Annotated in this window: 16 protein-coding genes; 12 read left to right on the forward strand and 4 right to left on the reverse strand. The window is 59.1% G+C overall.

The features are described 5' to 3' along the window. Positions 1 to 93: 93 nt before the first annotated feature. The 4 genes from E3O56_RS10885 to E3O56_RS10900 form a co-directional block, all read right to left on the reverse strand. Positions 94 to 834 (reverse strand): YciK family oxidoreductase, encoded by a 741-nt coding sequence (locus E3O56_RS10885; protein WP_032877181.1) that lies wholly within the window; start codon positions 832 to 834, stop codon positions 94 to 96. Positions 835 to 1,020: 186 nt separating this feature from the next. Continuing rightward, entirely contained in the window at positions 1,021 to 1,692 is a 672-nt protein-coding gene (mupP, locus tag E3O56_RS10890) for an N-acetylmuramic acid 6-phosphate phosphatase MupP (RefSeq protein ID WP_248128205.1), read from the reverse strand. A gap of 4 nt (positions 1,693 to 1,696) precedes the next feature. Next, positions 1,697 to 2,395 carry a bifunctional 2-polyprenyl-6-hydroxyphenol methylase/3-demethylubiquinol 3-O-methyltransferase UbiG gene (gene ubiG, locus E3O56_RS10895; RefSeq protein WP_003172645.1) on the reverse strand — a complete coding sequence of 233 codons (699 nt, stop codon included), beginning with the start codon at positions 2,393 to 2,395 and terminating at the stop codon, positions 1,697 to 1,699. Between the two features lie 64 nt (positions 2,396 to 2,459). Continuing rightward, positions 2,460 to 3,791: a TRZ/ATZ family hydrolase gene (locus E3O56_RS10900; RefSeq protein WP_248128206.1), complete on the reverse strand. Its 1,332-nt coding sequence runs from the start codon at positions 3,789 to 3,791 to the stop codon at positions 2,460 to 2,462. Positions 3,792 to 3,900: 109 nt separating this feature from the next. On the opposite strand from E3O56_RS10900, the gene mtnA reads away from it, so the two are divergent. The 12 genes from mtnA to E3O56_RS10960 all read left to right on the forward strand — a co-directional run bounded on the left by mtnA (position 3,901) and on the right by E3O56_RS10960 (position 19,136). Beyond that, the gene (mtnA, locus tag E3O56_RS10905; protein WP_248128207.1) at positions 3,901 to 4,971 is read left to right on the forward strand and encodes an S-methyl-5-thioribose-1-phosphate isomerase; all 1,071 of its coding nucleotides are present in this window, start codon (positions 3,901 to 3,903) and stop codon (positions 4,969 to 4,971) included. Between the two features lie 424 nt (positions 4,972 to 5,395). Next, complete coding sequence (gene gyrA / locus E3O56_RS10910) at positions 5,396 to 8,050, forward strand: DNA gyrase subunit A (RefSeq protein ID WP_005786294.1); 2,655 nt, start codon at positions 5,396 to 5,398, stop codon at positions 8,048 to 8,050. A gap of 245 nt (positions 8,051 to 8,295) precedes the next feature. Beyond that, complete coding sequence (serC, locus tag E3O56_RS10915) at positions 8,296 to 9,381, forward strand: 3-phosphoserine/phosphohydroxythreonine transaminase (RefSeq protein WP_228309555.1); 1,086 nt, start codon at positions 8,296 to 8,298, stop codon at positions 9,379 to 9,381. Continuing rightward, complete coding sequence (pheA, locus tag E3O56_RS10920; protein ID WP_003172650.1) at positions 9,381 to 10,475, forward strand: prephenate dehydratase; 1,095 nt, start codon at positions 9,381 to 9,383, stop codon at positions 10,473 to 10,475. Before serC ends, pheA begins: the two co-directional genes overlap by 1 nt. Positions 10,476 to 10,484: 9 nt before the next feature. Then, a complete protein-coding gene (gene hisC / locus E3O56_RS10925; RefSeq protein ID WP_032877176.1) occupies positions 10,485 to 11,597 on the forward strand; it encodes a histidinol-phosphate transaminase in 1,113 nt (370 codons plus the stop codon). 28 nt (positions 11,598 to 11,625) lie between these two features. Beyond that, positions 11,626 to 13,836 (forward strand): bifunctional prephenate dehydrogenase/3-phosphoshikimate 1-carboxyvinyltransferase, encoded by a 2,211-nt coding sequence (locus E3O56_RS10930; protein WP_248128227.1) that lies wholly within the window; start codon positions 11,626 to 11,628, stop codon positions 13,834 to 13,836. Continuing rightward, on the forward strand, positions 13,833 to 14,522 hold the full coding sequence (cmk, locus tag E3O56_RS10935) for a (d)CMP kinase (RefSeq protein ID WP_005786302.1): 690 nt from the start codon (positions 13,833 to 13,835) through the stop codon (positions 14,520 to 14,522). The genes E3O56_RS10930 and cmk overlap by 4 nt, the downstream gene beginning before the upstream one ends. Before the next feature lie 120 nt (positions 14,523 to 14,642). Then, positions 14,643 to 16,328 carry a 30S ribosomal protein S1 gene (rpsA, locus tag E3O56_RS10940; protein ID WP_005786304.1) on the forward strand — a complete coding sequence of 562 codons (1,686 nt, stop codon included), beginning with the start codon at positions 14,643 to 14,645 and terminating at the stop codon, positions 16,326 to 16,328. Positions 16,329 to 16,488: 160 nt separating this feature from the next. Beyond that, entirely contained in the window at positions 16,489 to 16,773 is a 285-nt protein-coding gene (locus E3O56_RS10945; RefSeq protein ID WP_248128208.1) for a hypothetical protein, read from the forward strand. A 131-nt stretch (positions 16,774 to 16,904) separates the two neighbouring features. After that, positions 16,905 to 17,201 (forward strand): integration host factor subunit beta, encoded by a 297-nt coding sequence (ihfB, locus tag E3O56_RS10950; protein WP_003189779.1) that lies wholly within the window; start codon positions 16,905 to 16,907, stop codon positions 17,199 to 17,201. Positions 17,202 to 17,225: 24 nt separating this feature from the next. Next, positions 17,226 to 17,456: a LapA family protein gene (locus tag E3O56_RS10955; RefSeq protein WP_078820664.1), complete on the forward strand. Its 231-nt coding sequence runs from the start codon at positions 17,226 to 17,228 to the stop codon at positions 17,454 to 17,456. Between the two features lie 336 nt (positions 17,457 to 17,792). After that, positions 17,793 to 19,136 (forward strand): Wzz/FepE/Etk N-terminal domain-containing protein, encoded by a 1,344-nt coding sequence (locus E3O56_RS10960; RefSeq protein WP_148852327.1) that lies wholly within the window; start codon positions 17,793 to 17,795, stop codon positions 19,134 to 19,136. Positions 19,137 to 19,457 lie beyond the last annotated feature (321 nt).

The raw sequence follows: 19,457 nt of genomic DNA on the forward strand, positions 1-19,457 counted from the left end.
CCTGCGATGCAGACACCTTGGTGCTTCAGTTACACCGCAGTGATGCTATCGCAGGCAAGCCAGCTCCCACATTTTTTTGCGGGGTGTCAGGGCTTACTGCGCATCAAACGCCTGCCCATTGATGCCAGCACTGTCCGGCCCCATCAGGTACAGGTACACCGGCATGATGTCTTCCGGCGCCGGCCTTTCCATCGGGTTCTCCCCGGGATACGCCTGGGCCCGCATACTCGTGCGTGTACCGCCCGGGTTGATGCTGTTCGCGCGCACTGCCGCTACATCTTCCAGCTCATCGGCCAGGGTTTGCATCAAGCCTTCGGTGGCAAACTTCGATACACCATAAGCCCCCCAGTACGCCCGCCCCTTGCGCCCGACGCTGCTGGAGGTGAACACCACCGATGCATCCTGGGACAGCTTGAGCAGCGGCAGCAAGGTGCTGGTCAGCATGAACATCGCGTTGACGTTCACATGCATCACGCGCATGAAATTCTCGCCGGACAACTGCTCGATGGGCGTGCGTGGGCCGATGATCGAGGCGTTGTGCAACAGGCCGTCGAGGCGGCCGAATTCTTTTTCGATCATCGCCGCCAGCTCATCGTATTGATGGGGCAGGGCGGTCTCCAGGTTGAACGGGATCACCACCGGTTGCGGCTGGCCGGCGGCTTCGATCTGGTCATACACCTGGGCCAGGTTGGCTTCGGTCTTGCCCAGCAACAGCACGGTCGCGCCATGGGCGGCATAGGTCTTTGCCGCTGCTGCGCCAATCCCGCGGCCGGCGCCGGTGACCAGGATGACCCGGCCTTTGAGCAGTTCTGGAGGGGCAGAATAATCAAACATAAATAGCCTCGACAAAATTCAGTAGGTAATACCAATTTTGAGTGCATTGAAAATCCAATGTGGGAGGGGGCTTGCTCCCGATAGCAGTGTGTCAGTCACTGCATTTACTGACTGACCCACAGCTATCGGGAGCAAGCCCCCTCCCACATTTTTTAATCTTCATGGGTCATTAGAGTGTGGGAGCCATCAGCAACTGCACAGCGCGTTATCCAGCACCTTGCGCAATTCCAGCGGGTGATCCACCACCACATCCGCGCCCCAGTGACGCGGGTTGTCATCCGGGTGGATATAGCCATAGGTGACCGCCGCCGTGCGCGTACCGGCGTCGCGGCCGGACTCGATATCACGCAGGTCATCGCCCACGAACAGCACACTGGCCGGGTCCAGGTCGAGCAGCTTGCACGCCAGGATCATGGGCTCCGGGTCCGGCTTGCTGTTCTTCACGTGGTCCGGGCAGATCAGCACGGCCGAGCGCTCGGCCAGGCCCAGTTGCTGCATGATCGGTTCGGCAAAGCGCACGGGCTTGTTGGTGACCACACCCCAGATCAACTTGGCCTTCTCGATGTCTTCCAGCAACTCGGCCATGCCGTCGAACAGTTTGCTGTGCACCGCGCAGCCCTTGAGGTAGCGAGCGAGGAATTCCTGGCGCAGCTCTTCAAAGCCTGGCGATTCAGGATCCATCGAAAAGGTCACGGCAACCATCGCCCGCGCACCGCCGGAGATTTCATCGCGGATGTGCTGCGGGTTGATCGGTTCCAGGCCGCGGTCGGCGCGCATGGCCTGGCAGATGGCGATAAAGTCCGGCGCGGTATCCAGCAGGGTACCGTCCATGTCGAAGAGAACCGCTCGCAACTTCACAGGCTTACTCCTCGCGCAGGGTCTGGATCATGTAGTTGACGTCAACATCGCTGGCCAGCTTGTAGTGCTTGGTCAGCGGGTTGTAGGTCAGGCCGATGATGTCCTTGACGGTCAGCCCGGCCTGACGGCTCCACGCACCCAGCTCGGAGGGGCGGATGAATTTCTTGAAGTCATGGGTGCCACGCGGCAGCAGCTTCATGATGTATTCGGCGCCAATGATCGCGAACAGGTAAGCCTTGGGGTTGCGGTTGATGGTGGAGAAGAACACCTGGCCGCCCGGCTTGACCATACGGAAGCACGCACGGATGACCGAGGATGGGTCCGGCACGTGTTCCAGCATCTCAAGGCAGGTCACCACGTCGAACTGCTCGGGCATTTCCTCGGCCAGGGCTTCGGCGGTGATCTGGCGGTATTCCACGCTCACGCCGGATTCGAGCTGGTGCAACTGCGCCACGGCCAATGGCGCTTCGCCCATGTCGATACCCATCACGGTCGCGCCGCGTTGAGCCATGGCTTCGCTGAGGATGCCGCCGCCGCAACCCACGTCCAGCACCTTCTTGCCGGCCAGGTTGACGCGCTCGTCAATCCAGTTGACCCGCAGCGGGTTGATGTCGTGCAGGGGTTTGAACTCGCTCTCGCGGTCCCACCAGCGGTGGGCGAGGGCTTCGAATTTGGCGATTTCTGCGTGGTCGACGTTGCTCATGATGAATCCTCTAAATCTGAAAAATCGGTGAGTGGGTGCAGAGCGCATGGGCTCAGCGCCTTCGTTATTCGCTGTGCCCGCTGATGCGTTGGCCCCAGGCAATGGCCGTGGCGGTCAACTGTTGTTCATCCATGCGGGTCAATTGCCGGTCGTCGAGCAATAGCTTGCCGGCGACCCAAAGGTGTTTCACGCAATCGCGTCCGGTGGCATATATAAGCTGTGAGACCGGATCGTAGATCGGTTGTTGCGCCAGCCCCGACAGATCGAAGGCGACTATATCTGCGGCCTTGCCGACTTCCAGCGAGCCAATCTCGCTTTCCAGGCCCATGGCCCGTGCACCGTTGAGCGTTGCCATGCGCAGGGCACGGTGGGCGTCCAGGGCGGTGGCCGAGCCGGCGACGGCCTTGGCCAGCATCGCGGCGGTACGGGTTTCGCCCAGCAGGTCCAGGTCATTGTTGCTGGCGGCGCCGTCGGTGCCGATGGCCACATTGACCCCAGCCTGCCACAAGCGCTCAACCGGGCAAAAGCCGCTGGCCAGTTTCAGGTTCGATTCCGGGCAATGGATGACGCTGGTGTTGCTTTCTACCAGCAAAGCCAAGTCTTCTTCGCTGATTTGGGTCATGTGAACGGCCTGGAAGCGCGGCCCGAGCAAGCCGAGGCGACCCAGGCGCGCCAATGGCCGCTCTCCGGTCTGCTCCACGGCTTGTTGTACTTCAAAGGCGGTTTCATGCACATGCATATGGATCGCGGCGTCCAGCTCTTCAGCGATCACCCGGATCTTTTCCAGGTTGGCGTCGCACACGGTGTAGGGCGCGTGAGGGCCGAAGGTGATCTTGATGCGCGGGTGGTGCTTGAGGTCGCCGAACAGCTCGATGCCCTGGCGAAGCGCCTCGTCGGCAGTGCTGGCGCCGGGAATCGGGAAGTCGAGGATCGGCATGGCGATCTGCGCGCGCATACCGCTATTGTGCACGCAATCGCTGGCGACCTTGGGGAAGAAGTACATGTCGGAGAAGCAGGTGATGCCGCCCTTGATCTGTTCGGCGATGGCCAGGTTGGTGCCGTCGCGCACAAAGGCTTCATCGACCCATTTGGCTTCGGCCGGCCAGATGTGTTTTTCCAGCCAGGTCATCAACGGCAGGTCATCGGCCAAGCCACGGAACAGGCTCATTGCCGCATGGCCGTGGGCGTTGATCAAGCCGGGGCTGAGCAACATGCCGGGCAGTTCGCGCACCTCATTGGCCGCCAGCTTCAATGCGGCGGCCCGTGGGCCGATAAAGGCAATGCGCCCATCGCGGATGCCCAGACCATGCTCTTTGAGCACCACGCCGGCAGGTTCGACCGGTACCAGCCAGGTCGGCAAGAGCAACACGTCGAGCGGGGCGACAGTGGAGGTCATCGCAGGCTTCTTCCCAGGCAGCTATAAAAGAAGGGCGAAGTATACCCGAGCGTCCTGGCTGGCGGATCGCTATAATCCGCGGCTTTTGTTCATGAGTGCGGGGTAAGGGATGCGCGACCGACTGTTGGCTGCAGAGAAAGTGAAGGCCATCGATTGGCGTGACGGCGCGCTGTACCTGCTCGATCAGCGCGTGTTGCCGTCCCGGGAGAGCTGGGTGGCCTGCCATACCGTCGCGGCGGTGGCCGAGGCCATTCGTTCGATGGTGGTGCGGGGCTCAGCAGCCATCGGCATCAGTGCCGCCTATGGCCTGGTGCTGGCTGCCCGTGAGCGCATTGCCGAGGGTGGCGACTGGCAGGCAGCGTGGGAAGAAGACTACGCGCTGCTGGCCGATAGCCGCCCGACCGGGTCGAATCTGTTCTGGGCACTCAAGAATATGCGCGACTGCCTGGACCGCCTCAAGCAGCACGCCGACCCGGTTGCCGTGCTGGAAGCCCAGGCCATTGTGATCCATGAAAGCGACCGGGAGGCCAATGTGGTCATGGCCCAGTTGGGTATGGAGCGGATTCGCAAGCACCAGGGCAACGCCCAGGCGATCCTCACCCATGGCAACGCCGGTGCATTGGCCACGGGCGGTGTCGGCACGGCCCACGGCGTGATTCGCGCGGCGTTCCTGGAGGGGCTGGTCGAGCAGGTCTATGTCAACGAAACCCGTCCATGGCTGCAAGGCTCGCGCCTGACGGCGTGGGAGTTGGCGGGCGAGGGCATCCCGGTGACGGTGAATGCCGACTCCGCCGGGGCGCATATCATCAAGACCAAAGGCGTGACCTGGGTGGTGGTCGGTGCTGACTGTATTGCCGCCAATGGCGACGTGATCAGCAAGATCGGCACTTATCAGCTGGCCGTCTGTGCCATGCACCATGGCGTGCGCTTTATGGTGGTGGCGTCGAGTTCGACGCTCGATTTGATGATGGCTACTGGCGATGATGTTGCACTGGAGGCGCGCGATCCCGCTGAGCTGCTGGACGTCATGGGGCAGCGCCTGGAGGTGGATGCGTTTAATCCGGTATTTGATGTGACCCCGGCCGACCTGATTGATGTGATCGTGACTGAGAAAGGCGTGGTCGAGCGGCCGGATACTGCCAAATTGGCCAGGTTGATGTGCCGTAAGCGGCTGCATTGAGGACAGTGGTGTCTGTGAAATAGCAATCGGGGGCAAGCCCCCTCCCACATTTTGACTGTGTTCACAATTCAAGTGTGGGAGGGGGCTTGCCCCCGATTGGGCCCGAAAGTCAATAAAACCCTCGGATCCATCCTCAAAAAACAGCATCACCCCACCTCTGAGCCCCTCTCGTCCCCTTCAAGCCTGTCATCCGTCAAATTACTAGCCTCCATGCGCATCAGGGGGATAGGTGCGTGGCGGCGATTGTGATAACATCCGGCGGTTTCCAGGGCTGCCCCGAGGGGTTGCTCATAACGCGCAGATCCGTGTCATAACTCGTTGATTTGTCGTAAGTCGTTGTCAGGCACCGTGCCGGCAGCGGCGAGCTTCGTTCGTCCCGAATGGATGTGACGAGGTTTCACCCGAAAAAGGAATCAGGCTTCTCATGGGCGAACTGGCCAAAGAAATCCTCCCGGTCAATATCGAAGACGAGCTGAAACAGTCCTACCTCGACTACGCGATGAGCGTAATTGTCGGTCGGGCACTGCCTGATGCGCGCGATGGCTTGAAGCCCGTGCACCGGCGTGTGCTGTTCGCGATGAGCGAGCTGGGTAACGACTGGAACAAGCCGTACAAGAAATCTGCCCGTGTTGTCGGTGACGTGATCGGTAAGTATCACCCTCACGGCGACACTGCGGTGTACGACACCATCGTTCGGATGGCCCAGCCGTTTTCCCTGCGCTACCTGCTGGTAGACGGCCAGGGTAACTTCGGTTCGGTGGACGGCGACAACGCCGCGGCCATGCGATACACCGAAGTGCGCATGACCAAGCTGGCGCACGAGCTGCTGGCCGACCTGCATAAAGAAACCGTGGACTGGGTGCCGAACTACGACGGCACCGAAATGATCCCGGCCGTCATGCCCACCAAGATCCCCAACCTGCTGGTCAACGGCTCCAGCGGTATCGCCGTGGGCATGGCCACCAACATCCCGCCGCACAACCTCGGTGAAGTCATCGACGGTTGCCTGGCCCTTATCGACAACCCCGAGCTGACTGTCGATGAGCTGATGCAGTACATCCCCGGCCCGGACTTCCCGACCGCCGCGATCATCAACGGTCGCGCCGGCATCATCGAAGCCTACCGCACCGGTCGCGGGCGCATTTACATGCGCGCCCGCTCGATGATCGAAGACATCGACAAGGTCGGTGGCCGCCAGCAGATCGTCATCACCGAACTCCCGTACCAGTTGAACAAGGCACGTCTGATCGAGAAGATCGCCGAGCTGGTTAAAGAGAAGAAGCTCGAAGGCATTACCGAACTGCGCGACGAGTCCGACAAAGACGGTATGCGCGTGGTGATCGAACTGCGTCGTGGCGAAGTGCCTGAGGTGATCCTCAACAACCTCTACGCCCAGACCCAGCTGCAAAGCGTGTTTGGTATCAACGTGGTTGCACTGATCGACGGCCGCCCACGCATCCTGAACCTCAAGGACCTGCTGGAAGCCTTCGTACGTCACCGTCGCGAAGTGGTCACCCGCCGTACCGTGTTCGAACTGCGCAAGGCTCGCGAGCGCGGCCACATCCTGGAAGGCCAGGCCGTTGCGTTGTCGAACATCGACCCGGTGATCGCCCTGATCAAGGCCTCGCCAACCCCGTCGGAAGCCAAGGAAGCGCTGATCAGCACACCTTGGGAGTCCAGTGCCGTGGTGGCCATGGTTGAACGTGCCGGCGCCGACTCGTGCCGTCCAGAGACCCTGGACCCACAATACGGCCTGCGCGAAGGCAAGTACTTCCTGTCGCCGGAGCAGGCCCAGGCCATCCTGGAACTGCGCCTGCATCGCCTGACCGGCCTTGAGCACGAGAAGCTGCTGGCCGAGTACCAGGAGATCCTCAACCAGATCGGCGAGTTGATCCGCATCCTCAGCAGCGCCGTGCGCCTGATGGAAGTGATCCGCGAAGAACTGGAAGTGATCCGCGCCGAGTACGGCGACGTGCGCCGCACCGAAATCCTCGATGCGCGCCTGGACCTGACCCTGGGTGACATGATCCCGGAAGAAGAGCGCGTCGTGACCATCTCCCACGGTGGCTATGCCAAGACCCAGCCGTTGGCTGCGTATCAGGCCCAGCGTCGTGGCGGTAAAGGTAAATCGGCTACCGGCGTCAAGGATGAGGACTACATCGCTCACCTGCTGGTCGCCAACAGCCACACCACGCTGCTGCTGTTCTCCAGCAAGGGCAAGGTGTACTGGCTCAAAACCTACGAAATCCCGGAAGCTTCCCGTGCTGCCCGTGGTCGCCCATTGGTCAACCTGCTGCCGCTGGACAGTGATGAATACATCACCACCATGCTGCCGGTCGAGGAATACACCGAAGGTCACTTCATCTTCATGGCTACCGCCAAGGGCACCGTGAAGAAGACCCCGCTGGAATCCTTCAGCCGTCAACGCAGCGTGGGCCTGATCGCCCTGGAGCTGGATGAAGGTGACGTACTGATTTCCGCCGCCATTACCGATGGTGAGCGCGAAGTCATGCTGTTCTCCGATGGCGGCAAGGTTACGCGCTTCAAGGAATCCGACGTGCGCGCGATGGGCCGTACCGCCCGCGGTGTACGTGGTATGCGCCTGCCGGAAGGGCAGAAGCTGATTTCGATGCTGATCCCGGAAGAAGGCAGCCAGATCCTCACCGCTTCCGAGCGTGGCTATGGCAAGCGCACTGCCATCAGCGAGTTCCCGGAGTACAAGCGTGGCGGCCAGGGCGTGATCGCCATGGTCAGCAACGACCGCAACGGCCGCCTGGTTGGCGCGGTACAGGTGCTTGATGGCGAGGAGATCATGCTGATTTCCGACCAGGGGACGCTGGTGCGTACCCGTGTGGCTGAAGTGTCGAGCCTGGGCCGTAATACCCAGGGCGTGACCCTGATCAAGCTGGCCAAGGATGAAAAACTGGTCGGCCTGGAGCGTGTGCAGGAGCCTTCGGAAGTTGAAGGTGAAGAGCTGGAAGGCGAGGAGTTCGACGGCGAGGTGATCGCAGCCGGCGATGACAACGTCGACGAGCCAACCCTCGATGCTGCCGCAGACGAAGAAGAACCGCAGGAATAAGCGGACACACAGGGGGCGGATGAAGATTCGCCCCCTTGTTGTTTGTCCCCTTTGAAAAATACACGTCCTTTGCCTGGACGCGGTCCATGTGGGAGCTGGCTTGCCTGCGATAGCATCACCGCGGTATCACTGGAACTACCGAGGTGCCTGTATCGCAGGCAAGCCAGCTCCCACACGGGTTGGCTTCAGACAAAGGGTGTTGCCGAACATGATTGCAGCCCCACCAGATCAGAGTGAGATTGGATGTGAGCAAGAGAGCCTATAACTTCTGTGCCGGTCCCGCGGCGCTTCCTGAAGCAGTCCTGCAGCGTGCGCAGGGTGAACTCCTCGACTGGCATGGAAAAGGCCTCTCCGTGATGGAAATGAGCCATCGCAGCGATGAGTTCGTGTCCATCGCCACCAAGGCCGAGCAGGACTTGCGCGACTTGCTGGACATCCCCTCCGACTACAAAGTGTTGTTCCTGCAAGGCGGCGCGAGCCAGCAGTTCGCTCAGATCCCACTGAACCTGTTGCCCGAAGAGGGCACTGCCGACTATATCGACACCGGTATCTGGGGTCAGAAAGCCATTGAAGAGGCCTCGCGCTACGGTCACGTCAATGTGGCCGGTACCGCCAAGCCCTACGACTACTTCGCCATTCCAGGTCAGAACGAGTGGAAGCTGACGAAGGACGCGGCCTACGTTCACTACGTCGCGAACGAAACCATCGGTGGCCTGGAATTTGATTGGGTGCCTGAAGTCGGTGACGTTCCGCTGGTGTGCGACATGTCCTCGGACATCCTCTCGCGCCCGATCGACGTGTCCAAATACGGCATGATCTACGCCGGTGCGCAAAAGAACATCGGCCCCAGCGGCATCCTGGTCAATATCATCCGCGAAGACCTGCTCGGTCGCGCCCGTTCGCTGTGCCCGACCATGCTCAACTACAAGGTCGCGGCCGATAACGGCTCGATGTACAACACCCCGCCGGCGTTTGCCTGGTACCTGTCCGGCCTGGTCTTCGAATGGCTCAAGGAGCAGGGTGGTGTGGCTGCGATGGGCAAGCGCAACGAAGAGAAGAAGCGCACCCTGTACGACTTCATCGACGCCAGCGGCCTGTACAGCAACCCGATCAACCTTACCGACCGCTCGTGGATGAACGTGCCGTTCCGCCTGGCCGATGATCGCCTGGACAAGCCGTTCCTGGCCGGCGCCGACGAGCGTGGCTTGCTGAACCTCAAGGGCCACCGCTCGGTCGGTGGTATGCGCGCCTCCATTTATAACGCTGTCGACATCCACGCCATCAACGCGCTGGTTGCCTACATGGCAGAGTTCGAAAAGGAACACGGCTAATGTCTGAGCAAGAACTCAAAGCCCTGCGCGTACGCATTGACAGCCTGGACGAGAAAGTCCTGGAGCTGATCAGTGAGCGCGCGCGCTGCGCCCAGGAAGTGGCTCGGGTGAAAATGGCGTCCCTGGCGGAAGGCGAAGTGCCGGTGTTCTACCGGCCTGAGCGCGAAGCCCAGGTGCTAAAGCGCGTGATGGAGCGCAACAAGGGGCCGCTGGGCAATGAGGAGATGGCGCGGTTGTTCCGTGAAATCATGTCTTCGTGCCTTGCCCTTGAGCAGCCGCTGAAAGTGGCCTACCTGGGCCCCGAAGGCACTTTCACCCAGGCGGCGGCCATGAAGCACTTCGGCCACGCGGTGATAAGCAAGCCGATGGCGGCCATCGACGAAGTGTTCCGCGAAGTGGCGGCCGGCGCGGTGAATTTTGGCGTGGTGCCGGTGGAAAACTCCACTGAAGGCGCGGTCAACCACACGCTGGACAGCTTCCTCGAGCACGACATGGTGATCTGTGGCGAAGTCGAGTTGCGTATTCACCACCACCTGCTGGTGGGCGAGAACACCAAGACCGACAGCATCAGCCGTATCTACTCTCACGCTCAGTCCCTGGCCCAGTGCCGCAAGTGGCTGGACGCCCATTACCCGAATGTCGAGCGCGTGGCGGTGTCCAGCAACGCCGAAGCGGCCAAGCGGGTCAAGGGTGAGTGGAACTCGGCGGCGATTGCCGGCGATATGGCTGCGGGCCTCTACGGGCTGACACGCTTGGCCGAGAAAATCGAGGACCGCCCGGACAACTCCACGCGCTTCTTGATGATCGGCAGCCAGGAAGTGCCGCCAACCGGCGACGACAAGACTTCGATCATCGTTTCCATGAGCAACAAGCCCGGCGCGCTGCATGAGCTGCTGGTGCCATTCCACGACAACGGGATTGACCTGACGCGCATCGAGACTCGTCCTTCGCGCAGCGGTAAATGGACCTACGTGTTCTTTATCGACTTCATCGGCCACCACCGCGACCCGCTGGTCAAGGGCGTGCTGGAGAAGATCAGTCAGGAAGCCGTGGCACTCAAAGTGCTGGGCTCCTACCCGAAAGCGGTTTTGTGAGGCTTTGACATGAGTGGCAACTTCCTCGCCCTGGCTCAGCCGGGCGTGCAACAACTCTCGCCTTACGTTCCAGGCAAGCCTGTGGACGAACTGGCCCGTGAGTTGAATCTGGACCCGTCCAGGATCGTCAAGCTGGCGAGTAACGAAAACCCGCTGGGTCCGAGCCCCAAAGTATTGGCGGCGATTCGGGAGGAGCTTGCCGAGCTGACCCGTTATCCCGACGGCAATGGCTTTGCCCTCAAGTCCCTGCTGGCAGAAAAATGCCGGGTCGAGCTCAATCAGGTGACCCTGGGCAATGGCTCCAACGACATTCTTGAACTGGTCGGGCGTGCCTACCTGGCGCCCGGTTTGAATGCGGTGTTCAGTGAGCATGCATTCGCGGTCTACCCGATCGTGACCCAGGCCGTAGGGGCTGATGCGCGCGTCATTCCTGCCAAGAACTGGGGCCACGACCTGCCGGCGATGCTGGCAGCGATCGATGCGCAAACCCGCGTGGTGTTTATCGCTAACCCGAACAACCCGACCGGCACCTGGTTCGATGCGCAGGCCCTGAACGAGTTCCTGCAGAACGTGCCGGAGCATGTGCTGGTTGTGCTGGACGAAGCCTACATCGAGTACGCCGAAGGCGGCGACCTGCCCGATGGCCTGGATTTCCTCGCGGCCTACCCGAACCTGCTGGTGTCGCGCACCTTCTCCAAGGCTTATGGCCTGGCGTCGTTGCGGGTTGGCTACGGCCTGTCCACAGCGGTAGTGGCCGATGTGCTGAACCGCGTACGCCAACCGTTCAACGTCAACAGCCTGGCCCTGGCGGCTGCGTGTGCGGCGGTGAAGGATGCCCAATACCTGGAAGAAGGGCGCCGCCTTAACGAAAGCGGCATGTTGCAGTTGCAGGACGGCTTTCGCGAGTTGGGCCTGGGCTGGATTCCGTCCAAGGGCAACTTCATCTGCGTCGACCTCGGCCAAGAGGCTGCACCGGTATTTCAGGGCTTGTTGCGCGAAGGCGTGATCGTGCGTCCGGTGGCCAACTACGGTATGCCGAACCACCTGCGTATCACCATTGGTTTGCCGGCCGAGAACAGCCGCTTCCTGGAGGCGTTGGCCAAGGTTCTGGCCCGTGGTTGATGTCACTGCATTGCAACCTGCTGTGCCTATGATCGGTCGCCTGGTGGTGGTCGGCCTGGGGTTGATCGGTGGTTCGTTCGCCAAGGGCCTGCGGGACAGCGGGCTGTGTGGCGAAGTAGTCGGCGTGGACCTTGACCCGCAATCGCGCAAGCTGGCGGTGGAGTTGGGTGTCGTGGATCGCTGTGAAGCGGACCTGGCAATCGCTTGCCAGGGCGCGGACGTGATCCAGCTTGCGGTGCCGATCCTGGCCATGGAGAAATTGCTCGCCGTATTGGCTGGCATGGACTTGGGGCAGGCGATCCTCACGGACGTCGGCAGCGCCAAAGGCAATGTGGTGCGCGCGGCACAATTGGCGTTTGGCGCTATGCCGCCGCGCTTTGTGCCGGGCCATCCGATTGCCGGTTCCGAGCAGAGCGGGGTGGAAGCGTCCAATGCGCAGTTGTTCCGTCGGCATAAGGTGATCCTGACGCCGCTGGCGCAGACTGATCCGGCGGCGTTGGCCGTGGTGGATCGGCTCTGGCGCGAGCTGGGCGCGGATGTGGAGCATATGCAGGTCGAGCGCCACGATGAAGTGTTGGCCGCGACCAGCCATCTTCCCCATCTGCTTGCATTCGGCTTGGTGGATTCGTTGGCCAAGCGCAACGAAAACCTCGAGATTTTCCGTTACGCCGCCGGTGGTTTTCGCGATTTCACGCGGATTGCCGGCAGTGACCCGGTGATGTGGCATGACATCTTTCTCGCCAATCGCGAAGCGGTGTTGCGCACCCTGGACACGTTCCGCAGTGACCTCGACGCCTTGCGCGATGCGGTGGATGCGGGTGATGGCCATCAGTTACTGGGTGTGTTCACCCGGGCGCGGATGGCGCGAGAGCATTTCAGCAAGATCCTGGCGCGCCGGGCCTATATGGAAACTGCAGTGAACGCCGATGAGCTGACTTTTATCGCCAATCCGGGTGGCCGCTTGAGCGGATGCATTCGGGTGCCAGGTGACAAGTCGATCTCCCATCGATCGATCATGCTGGGTTCATTGGTTGACGGCGTAACGGAGGTCGACGGTTTCCTTGAAGGCGAAGATGCCCTGGCGACCTTGCAGGCGTTTCGCGACATGGGCGTGGTGATCGAGGGCCCGCACCATGGGCGAGTGACTATTCATGGGGTTGGCCTGCACGGCTTGAAGGCAGCGCCAGGACCGATCTACCTCGGTAACTCCGGTACATCAATGCGCCTGTTGGCGGGTCTGCTTGCGGCGCAAAGCTTCGATAGCGTCCTGACCGGTGATGCATCGCTGTCCAGGCGCCCGATGAGTCGCGTGGCCAAGCCGCTGCGGGAAATGGGCGCGGTGATCGAGACCGGTCCTGAAGGGCGTCCGCCGCTGACCATTCGTGGTGGGCAGACGCTCAAGGGCCTGACTTACGCGTTGCCGATGGCCAGTGCGCAGGTTAAATCCTGCCTGTTGCTGGCTGGTCTGTATGCACAAGGTAAAACCGCAGTCACCGAGCCTGCGCCGACCCGCGATCATACCGAGCGCATGTTGCGTGGCTTTGGTTATCCGGTGGCGGTGGAGGGCGCGACGGCGTCGGTGGAGTCAGGTCATCGGTTGACGGCTGCCCACATTGAAGTGCCTGGGGATATTTCGTCTGCGGCGTTTTTTCTGGTGGCGGCCTCGATTGCCCAGGGTTCGGAGTTGCTGCTTGAGCATGTCGGCGTCAATCCTACCCGCACCGGCGTGATCGATATCCTGCGGCTGATGGGGGCTGATATCAGCCTTGAAAATCCGCGTGAGGTAGGTGGCGAGCCTGTTGCGGACTTGCGTGTCCGGGCAGCTGTCTTGAAGGGTATCGAGATTCCAGCGGCGTTGGTGCCGTTGGCGATCGATGAGTTTCCCGTATTGTTTGTCGCCGCTGCCTGCGCCGAGGGGCGCACCGTATTACGCGGTGCCGAGGAGCTGCGGCTCAAGGAATCGGACCGTATCCAGGTTATGGCCGACGGTCTGCTGGCCCTGGGTGTGAAGTGCCAACCCACGCCTGATGGGATTATCATTGACGGTGGCCCGATAGGCGGTGGCGAAGTGCATGCCCATGGCGATCACCGCATTGCCATGGCGTTCAGCGTGGCTTCCCTGCGGGCCGCAGCGCCGATTCGTATTCGTGACTGCGCCAATGTTGCTACGTCTTTTCCGAACTTTCTTACACTGTGTGCCCACGTCGGCATTCGTGTTGCCCAAGAGGCTCAATTGTGAATATCAAAGCACCGGTGATTACCATCGACGGGCCAAGCGGCTCGGGCAAAGGCACCATCGCCGGCATCCTGGCCAAGCGCCTGGGCTGGTGCCTGCTCGATTCCGGCGCGCTGTACCGCCTGTTGGCATTCGCGGCGCGCAACCATGGTGTCGATCTGACCAACGAAGAGTTGCTGACGAAAATTGCCGCCCATCTGGACGTGCAGTTCATCGCGGCGACCGACGGTCAGCTGCAGCGCATCATTCTGGAAGGCGACGAAGTCAGTGATGTGATTCGTACCGAGAGCATCGGTGCCGGCGCCTCCCAAGTGGCTGCTTTGCCGGCGGTTCGTGAGGCTTTGCTGCAGCGCCAGCGTGCGTTCCAGGAGCCGCCGGGCCTGGTGGCCGACGGCCGTGACATGGGCACGGTGGTGTTTCCCGAGGCGCCGTTGAAGATATTCCTCACGGCCAGTGCCGAGGAACGAGCGCGCCGCCGCTACTTGCAGTTGAAGGGCAAAGTCGATGGTGTTAGTCTGTCGAGTCTGCTAGATGAGATCCGTGCACGCGATGAGCGTGATACCCAGCGTGCGGTAGCCCCGCTCAAGCCGGCGGCTGACGCCATACAGCTGGATTCCACGGAGTTGTCCATCGAGCAGGTGCTGGAACGCATCATGAGTGAAATCGCCATTCGCGATATCGCCGGGTGATCAAGAAGGCCGCAGGGGACCAGTCATAGTCCTGCGGTGGCTTCTTTTAACTGAAACTGACCCACACCGTCTGGGGTGTGGAGATGGGCGTATTCTTCGCCCTTATCAACAGGAATTAAAATGAGCGAAAGCTTTGCGGAACTCTTTGAAGAAAGCCTAAAAACCCTGAACCTTCAGGCAGGCTCCATCATCACCGGTGTTATCGTTGATATCGATTACCAAGCTCGCTGGGTAACCGTTCACGCTGGTCTGAAGTCTGAAGCTCTGATCCCGCTGGAACAGTTCTACAACGATGCTGGTGACCTGACTATCAATGTCGGTGACGAAGTTCACGTTGCTCTGGACTCGGTTGAAGACGGTTTCGGTGAAACCAAGCTGTCCCGTGAAAAAGCCAAGCGCGCTGAATGCTGGATTGTTCTCGAAGCAGCCTTCGCAGCTGAAGAAGTGGTCAAGGGCGTTATCAACGGTAAGGTTAAAGGCGGCTTCACTGTCGACGTTAACGGCATCCGTGCGTTCCTGCCAGGTTCTTTGGTCGACGTTCGTCCTGTGCGCGACACCACGCACCTGGAAGGCAAAGAACTCGAATTCAAAGTCATCAAGCTCGACCAGAAGCGCAACAACGTTGTCGTTTCCCGTCGCAGCGTGCTGGAAGCAGAGAACTCCGCCGAGCGTGAAGCTCTGCTGGAATCCCTGCAGGAAGGCCAACAAGTCAAAGGTATCGTCAAGAACCTCACCGATTACGGCGCATTCGTCGATCTGGGTGGCGTCGATGGCCTGCTGCACATTACCGACATGGCTTGGAAGCGTATCAAGCATCCTTCCGAAATCGTCAACGTTGGCGACGAGATCGATGTCAAGGTTCTGAAATACGATCGCGAACGCAACCGTGTTTCCCTGGGCCTGAAGCAACTGGGTGAAGATCCATGGGTCGCTATCAAGGCTCGTTACCCAGAAAGCACTCGCGTAACCGCGCGTGTTACCAACCTGACCGACTACGGCTGCTTCGCAGAGCTGGAAGAAGGCGTGGAAGGCCTGGTACACGTTTCCGAGATGGACTGGACCAACAAGAACATCCACCCTTCGAAAGTCGTACAAGTCGGCGACGAAGTGGAAGTCATGGTTCTGGACATCGACGAAGAGCGTCGTCGTATCTCCCTGGGCATCAAGCAGTGCAAATCTAACCCATGGGAAGATTTCTCTGGCCAGTTCAACAAGGGCGATAAAATCTCCGGCACCATCAAGTCGATCACCGATTTCGGTATCTTCATTGGTCTGGACGGCGGCATCGACGGCCTGGTTCACCTGTCCGACATCTCCTGGAACGAAGTTGGCGAAGAAGCTGTTCGTCGTTTCAAGAAGGGCGACGAGCTGGACACCGTTATCCTGTCGGTTGACCCAGAGCGCGAGCGCATCTCCCTGGGCATCAAGCAACTGGAAAGCGATCCGTTCTCCGAGTACGTTCAAGAGAACGACAAAGGCGCCATCGTTAAAGGCACTGTGAAAGAAGTTGACGCTAAAGGCGCCATCATCACTCTGGCCGACGATATCGAAGCGACTCTGAAAGCCTCCGAAATCAGCCGTGACCGCGTTGAAGACGCGCGCAACGTTCTGAAAGAAGGCCAGGAAGTAGAAGCCAAGATCATCAGCGTTGATCGCAAGAGCCGCGTGATCCAACTCTCCATCAAGTCGAAAGACGAAGTGGAAGAGAAAGAAGCTATCCAGAGCTTGAAAGAAGCTGCTCCGGAAGCTGCTGCTGACACCACCATGGCGGCACTGCTGCGCCAGGCAATGGCCAAGCAGAACTAAGTTCTGTAAAGCTGTTGAAAAAGGGCGACTTCGGTCGCCCTTTTTTGCGCCTGAAATTTGATGAAGCAACTGCATCGAACGAAGGCGTTCAGCCCAATGTCAGAACTGACTATAGTCTTTGAAACGGCTATTTCGCGTTGCTGACTCAATAAGGGTTTGAATGAACAGGATTATCGTAATACTTGCATTGGCAGTGCTTGCCGGCTGCTCCTCCACCAGCGCCAAGACGCACGCCAAGCGAGGTGTCAGTGGCATCGAGATCGACTGTTCCGGCTTGGGTAATAAATGGGAGAAGTGCGAGGAGCGTGCTGCCCGTGAGTGCAAGATGCAGGGCTACAAAGTCATCACTCGCTCCAGTGATGCAGAGGATGAAGAGGGTGACTACCTGTTCGGCTGGAACCCGGCTGGCGCAGTTACGCGGACGATGTTGGTGATCTGTAAATGAGTAACGGTAGGGTGGCTGAAGGCGTTTATGCGGTCGGCAGATAAGTTTACACATGGGCTGTTCAAATTCATCAAGTCATGCTAAAACCTTCGAAGCGCTTTTCCTAGCTGCTTGAAAAAGAAGGGAAAAATATGACGAAGTCGGAGTTGATCGAACGAATTGTCACCCATCAAGGGCTGCTCTCATCCAAGGATGTGGAGCTGGCTATCAAGACCATGCTTGAGCAAATGTCCCAATGCCTCGCCACCGGAGACCGCATCGAAATCCGTGGCTTCGGCAGTTTCTCACTGCACTACCGCGCACCGCGCGTAGGCCGCAACCCAAAAACTGGCCAATCCGTCAGCCTCGATGGCAAATTCGTACCCCACTTCAAACCGGGCAAGGAATTGCGTGATCGGGTGAACGAAGAAGAGGAAGAAGGCGTCTGAGTGTTTTTGGGGAAGGAGAAGGGTATGCGTGGGGTTAAGCGCGTTGTTGCGGTATTGATTGCAGTGCTTGCGGCGTTGGTGGTCTTGGCATTTGTGCTGGAGAACCAGCAGGGTGTGGCGCTGTCGTTCCTGGGGTGGAGTACTGCGCAGATGCCGGTGGCGGTGTTTGTGGTGGTGGCTTTGATTGTTGGGATGTTGATTGGTCCAGTGTTGGGAGTGTTTCTGCGTAGGCGTCAGAATAAGTCGATTGCTTGATTGTCTTAGGCAGGGATTGGATAAGCGGTGATCGTGACCGCTTGTCAGAAATCTCATGCCCATCAAGGATTATGAATCGCTGCGGGTGCCTATTGGCGCAGCCCCGTAGATTGCGATAGTTCCTTGGAAAACTCAGAATCGCCCTACATACATGTCAAGACTTGTAAAATGTCTGAGAGATGGCAAAATGGAATCTGTTCTCGATAACAGGCATTTTGTGCGCTCGAAATTCGGCAGAGACGCAGGGTTTTGACGATAATCCAATTAAAATAAGAAAATACACAATCTGTTTTGCATAACGAGCCCGCAGTTTCTCTTTGAAGGCAGGTTTTTGTTGTGAGTAGTAGTTTCCGCGTCCCGCCGGCACCATCGTCCGGCGAAATTGATCTTGCTCAAATCTTGCGTGCTGCCTGGCTGCATAAGAAATTAATTTTAGCTACGTCCATCGTTTTTGGGTTGCTGGCTGGCTTTTATGCCTATTCAGTGGTTCCGGAGTATGAGGTCAGCAGCGTGCTGCGACCTGCTGCGATCAACGAACTCGACGCGCTGAATCGCTCGGAAATTTATCAACTGCCACCTAGTGCAGCGCTCATCAGGGTGGGGGCTTCTCTGGAATCCTACGACACCAGGTTGGGTTTTTTTCGTTCCAATCCAAAGCTCTTTCAAGCGTTTGAGCGCCCAGGCAGAACGTTGGAGCAAAGTTTCGAAGAATTTAATCGCAATTCCATTCGGCTTATTCTCACTGATCCAAGAAAGATAGATACTCTCAGTCCCTTTATTGGCATTGAGATGACCTACCCGCAGGGGGTTGATGGTGTCGCGATTATCAACGGGTTTGTTGATTACGCCATCGCCACTGAGCGAGACCAAATTGCTGGCGATCTGAATGTAATCGTTAAAAATCGCTTGAGTGAGCTCAAGGGCAAGTTGGAGGCTGCTCGTTCCAGTTATCAAATTGGAAAAGAGGCCAAAATTGCGGCATTGCGAGAGTCTGATAATTTGCGCCGAGCGCAATTGCAGGATGAGCTCAAGGCTTTGCGTGCGCAGCTAAAGGCGTTGCGTGGGGATCGTATCGCGCAGCTTACGGAGGCGATCGGCATCGCCAAGTCACTCGGGATCCGCAAGCCTACTACGCCCTCATCGCTTGGCGACTCGGATCGAGCCAGTTTGACTGGGACCATGCGTACTGAAATCAATAATCAGCAGATTCCTTTGTACTTCATGGGTGTCGAGGCCCTTGAGGCTGAGCGCTCAGCGTTGGCGCAGCGTAGGTCTGATGATTTTACCGACGGGCGAATTGCCCAGATCGCAAAAGAGCTTCAACTGCTGCAGGCTAACCGCGAGGCAGAAGTATTGGGCCGGCGCGATAACGAAGACATCTTTCTGGGTGGTGTGGAATCTCTCAGGGCCGAAGAGGCCCGCCTGTCCGCACTCAGTATCGACATTAGCCGGCTCAAGCTGGTGACGGTGGATAAGCGAGCATTGGAGCCTTTGGCGCCAATTCGGCCTAAAAAGACCCTGATCATTCTTGCGGGCCTGGTCCTTGGCCTCCTGTTAGGATTGGCAGTAGCGTTGGGCAGTTATCTTTTCAAAGCAGCCGGGAGTGACTCGCGGAATCGACTGCGTGCGTCCACCTCACTCGCAGACGCGCAATTGTCGATTGCGGGCCGAGAAAAATAATGCCGTAAGCGCCTGTAGGGTGGAGGGCGGATGATGCCAGGCATTAAAGTCACTGAGCAATTGTGAGGATGAGAACGACTTTTTGGTTTGTTTTCGGAACTCGCTAGTTCGCGTCGTATCCAACCCGACAGGCAGGTCATGGCATTTTGCTCTGTTTCGGGCGCGCTGTACGCTTGCTGGCCTGGCACCGTCTCTTGTGCAGGTTTCGGTCGGCTCCTGTTTAAACTTCCATCAAAGGGCACCCGATCAGTAAATTTGACTGATTTTTTCACCCGCTACACTGAGCGTTGGTTCAAAATTGGATACCGCTTGCTATCACTC

Origin of the sequence: Pseudomonas sp. W2Aug9 (assembly GCF_023127755.1) — a bacterium.
Taxonomy (GTDB): Bacteria; Pseudomonadota; Gammaproteobacteria; order Pseudomonadales; family Pseudomonadaceae; genus Aquipseudomonas; species Aquipseudomonas synxantha_A.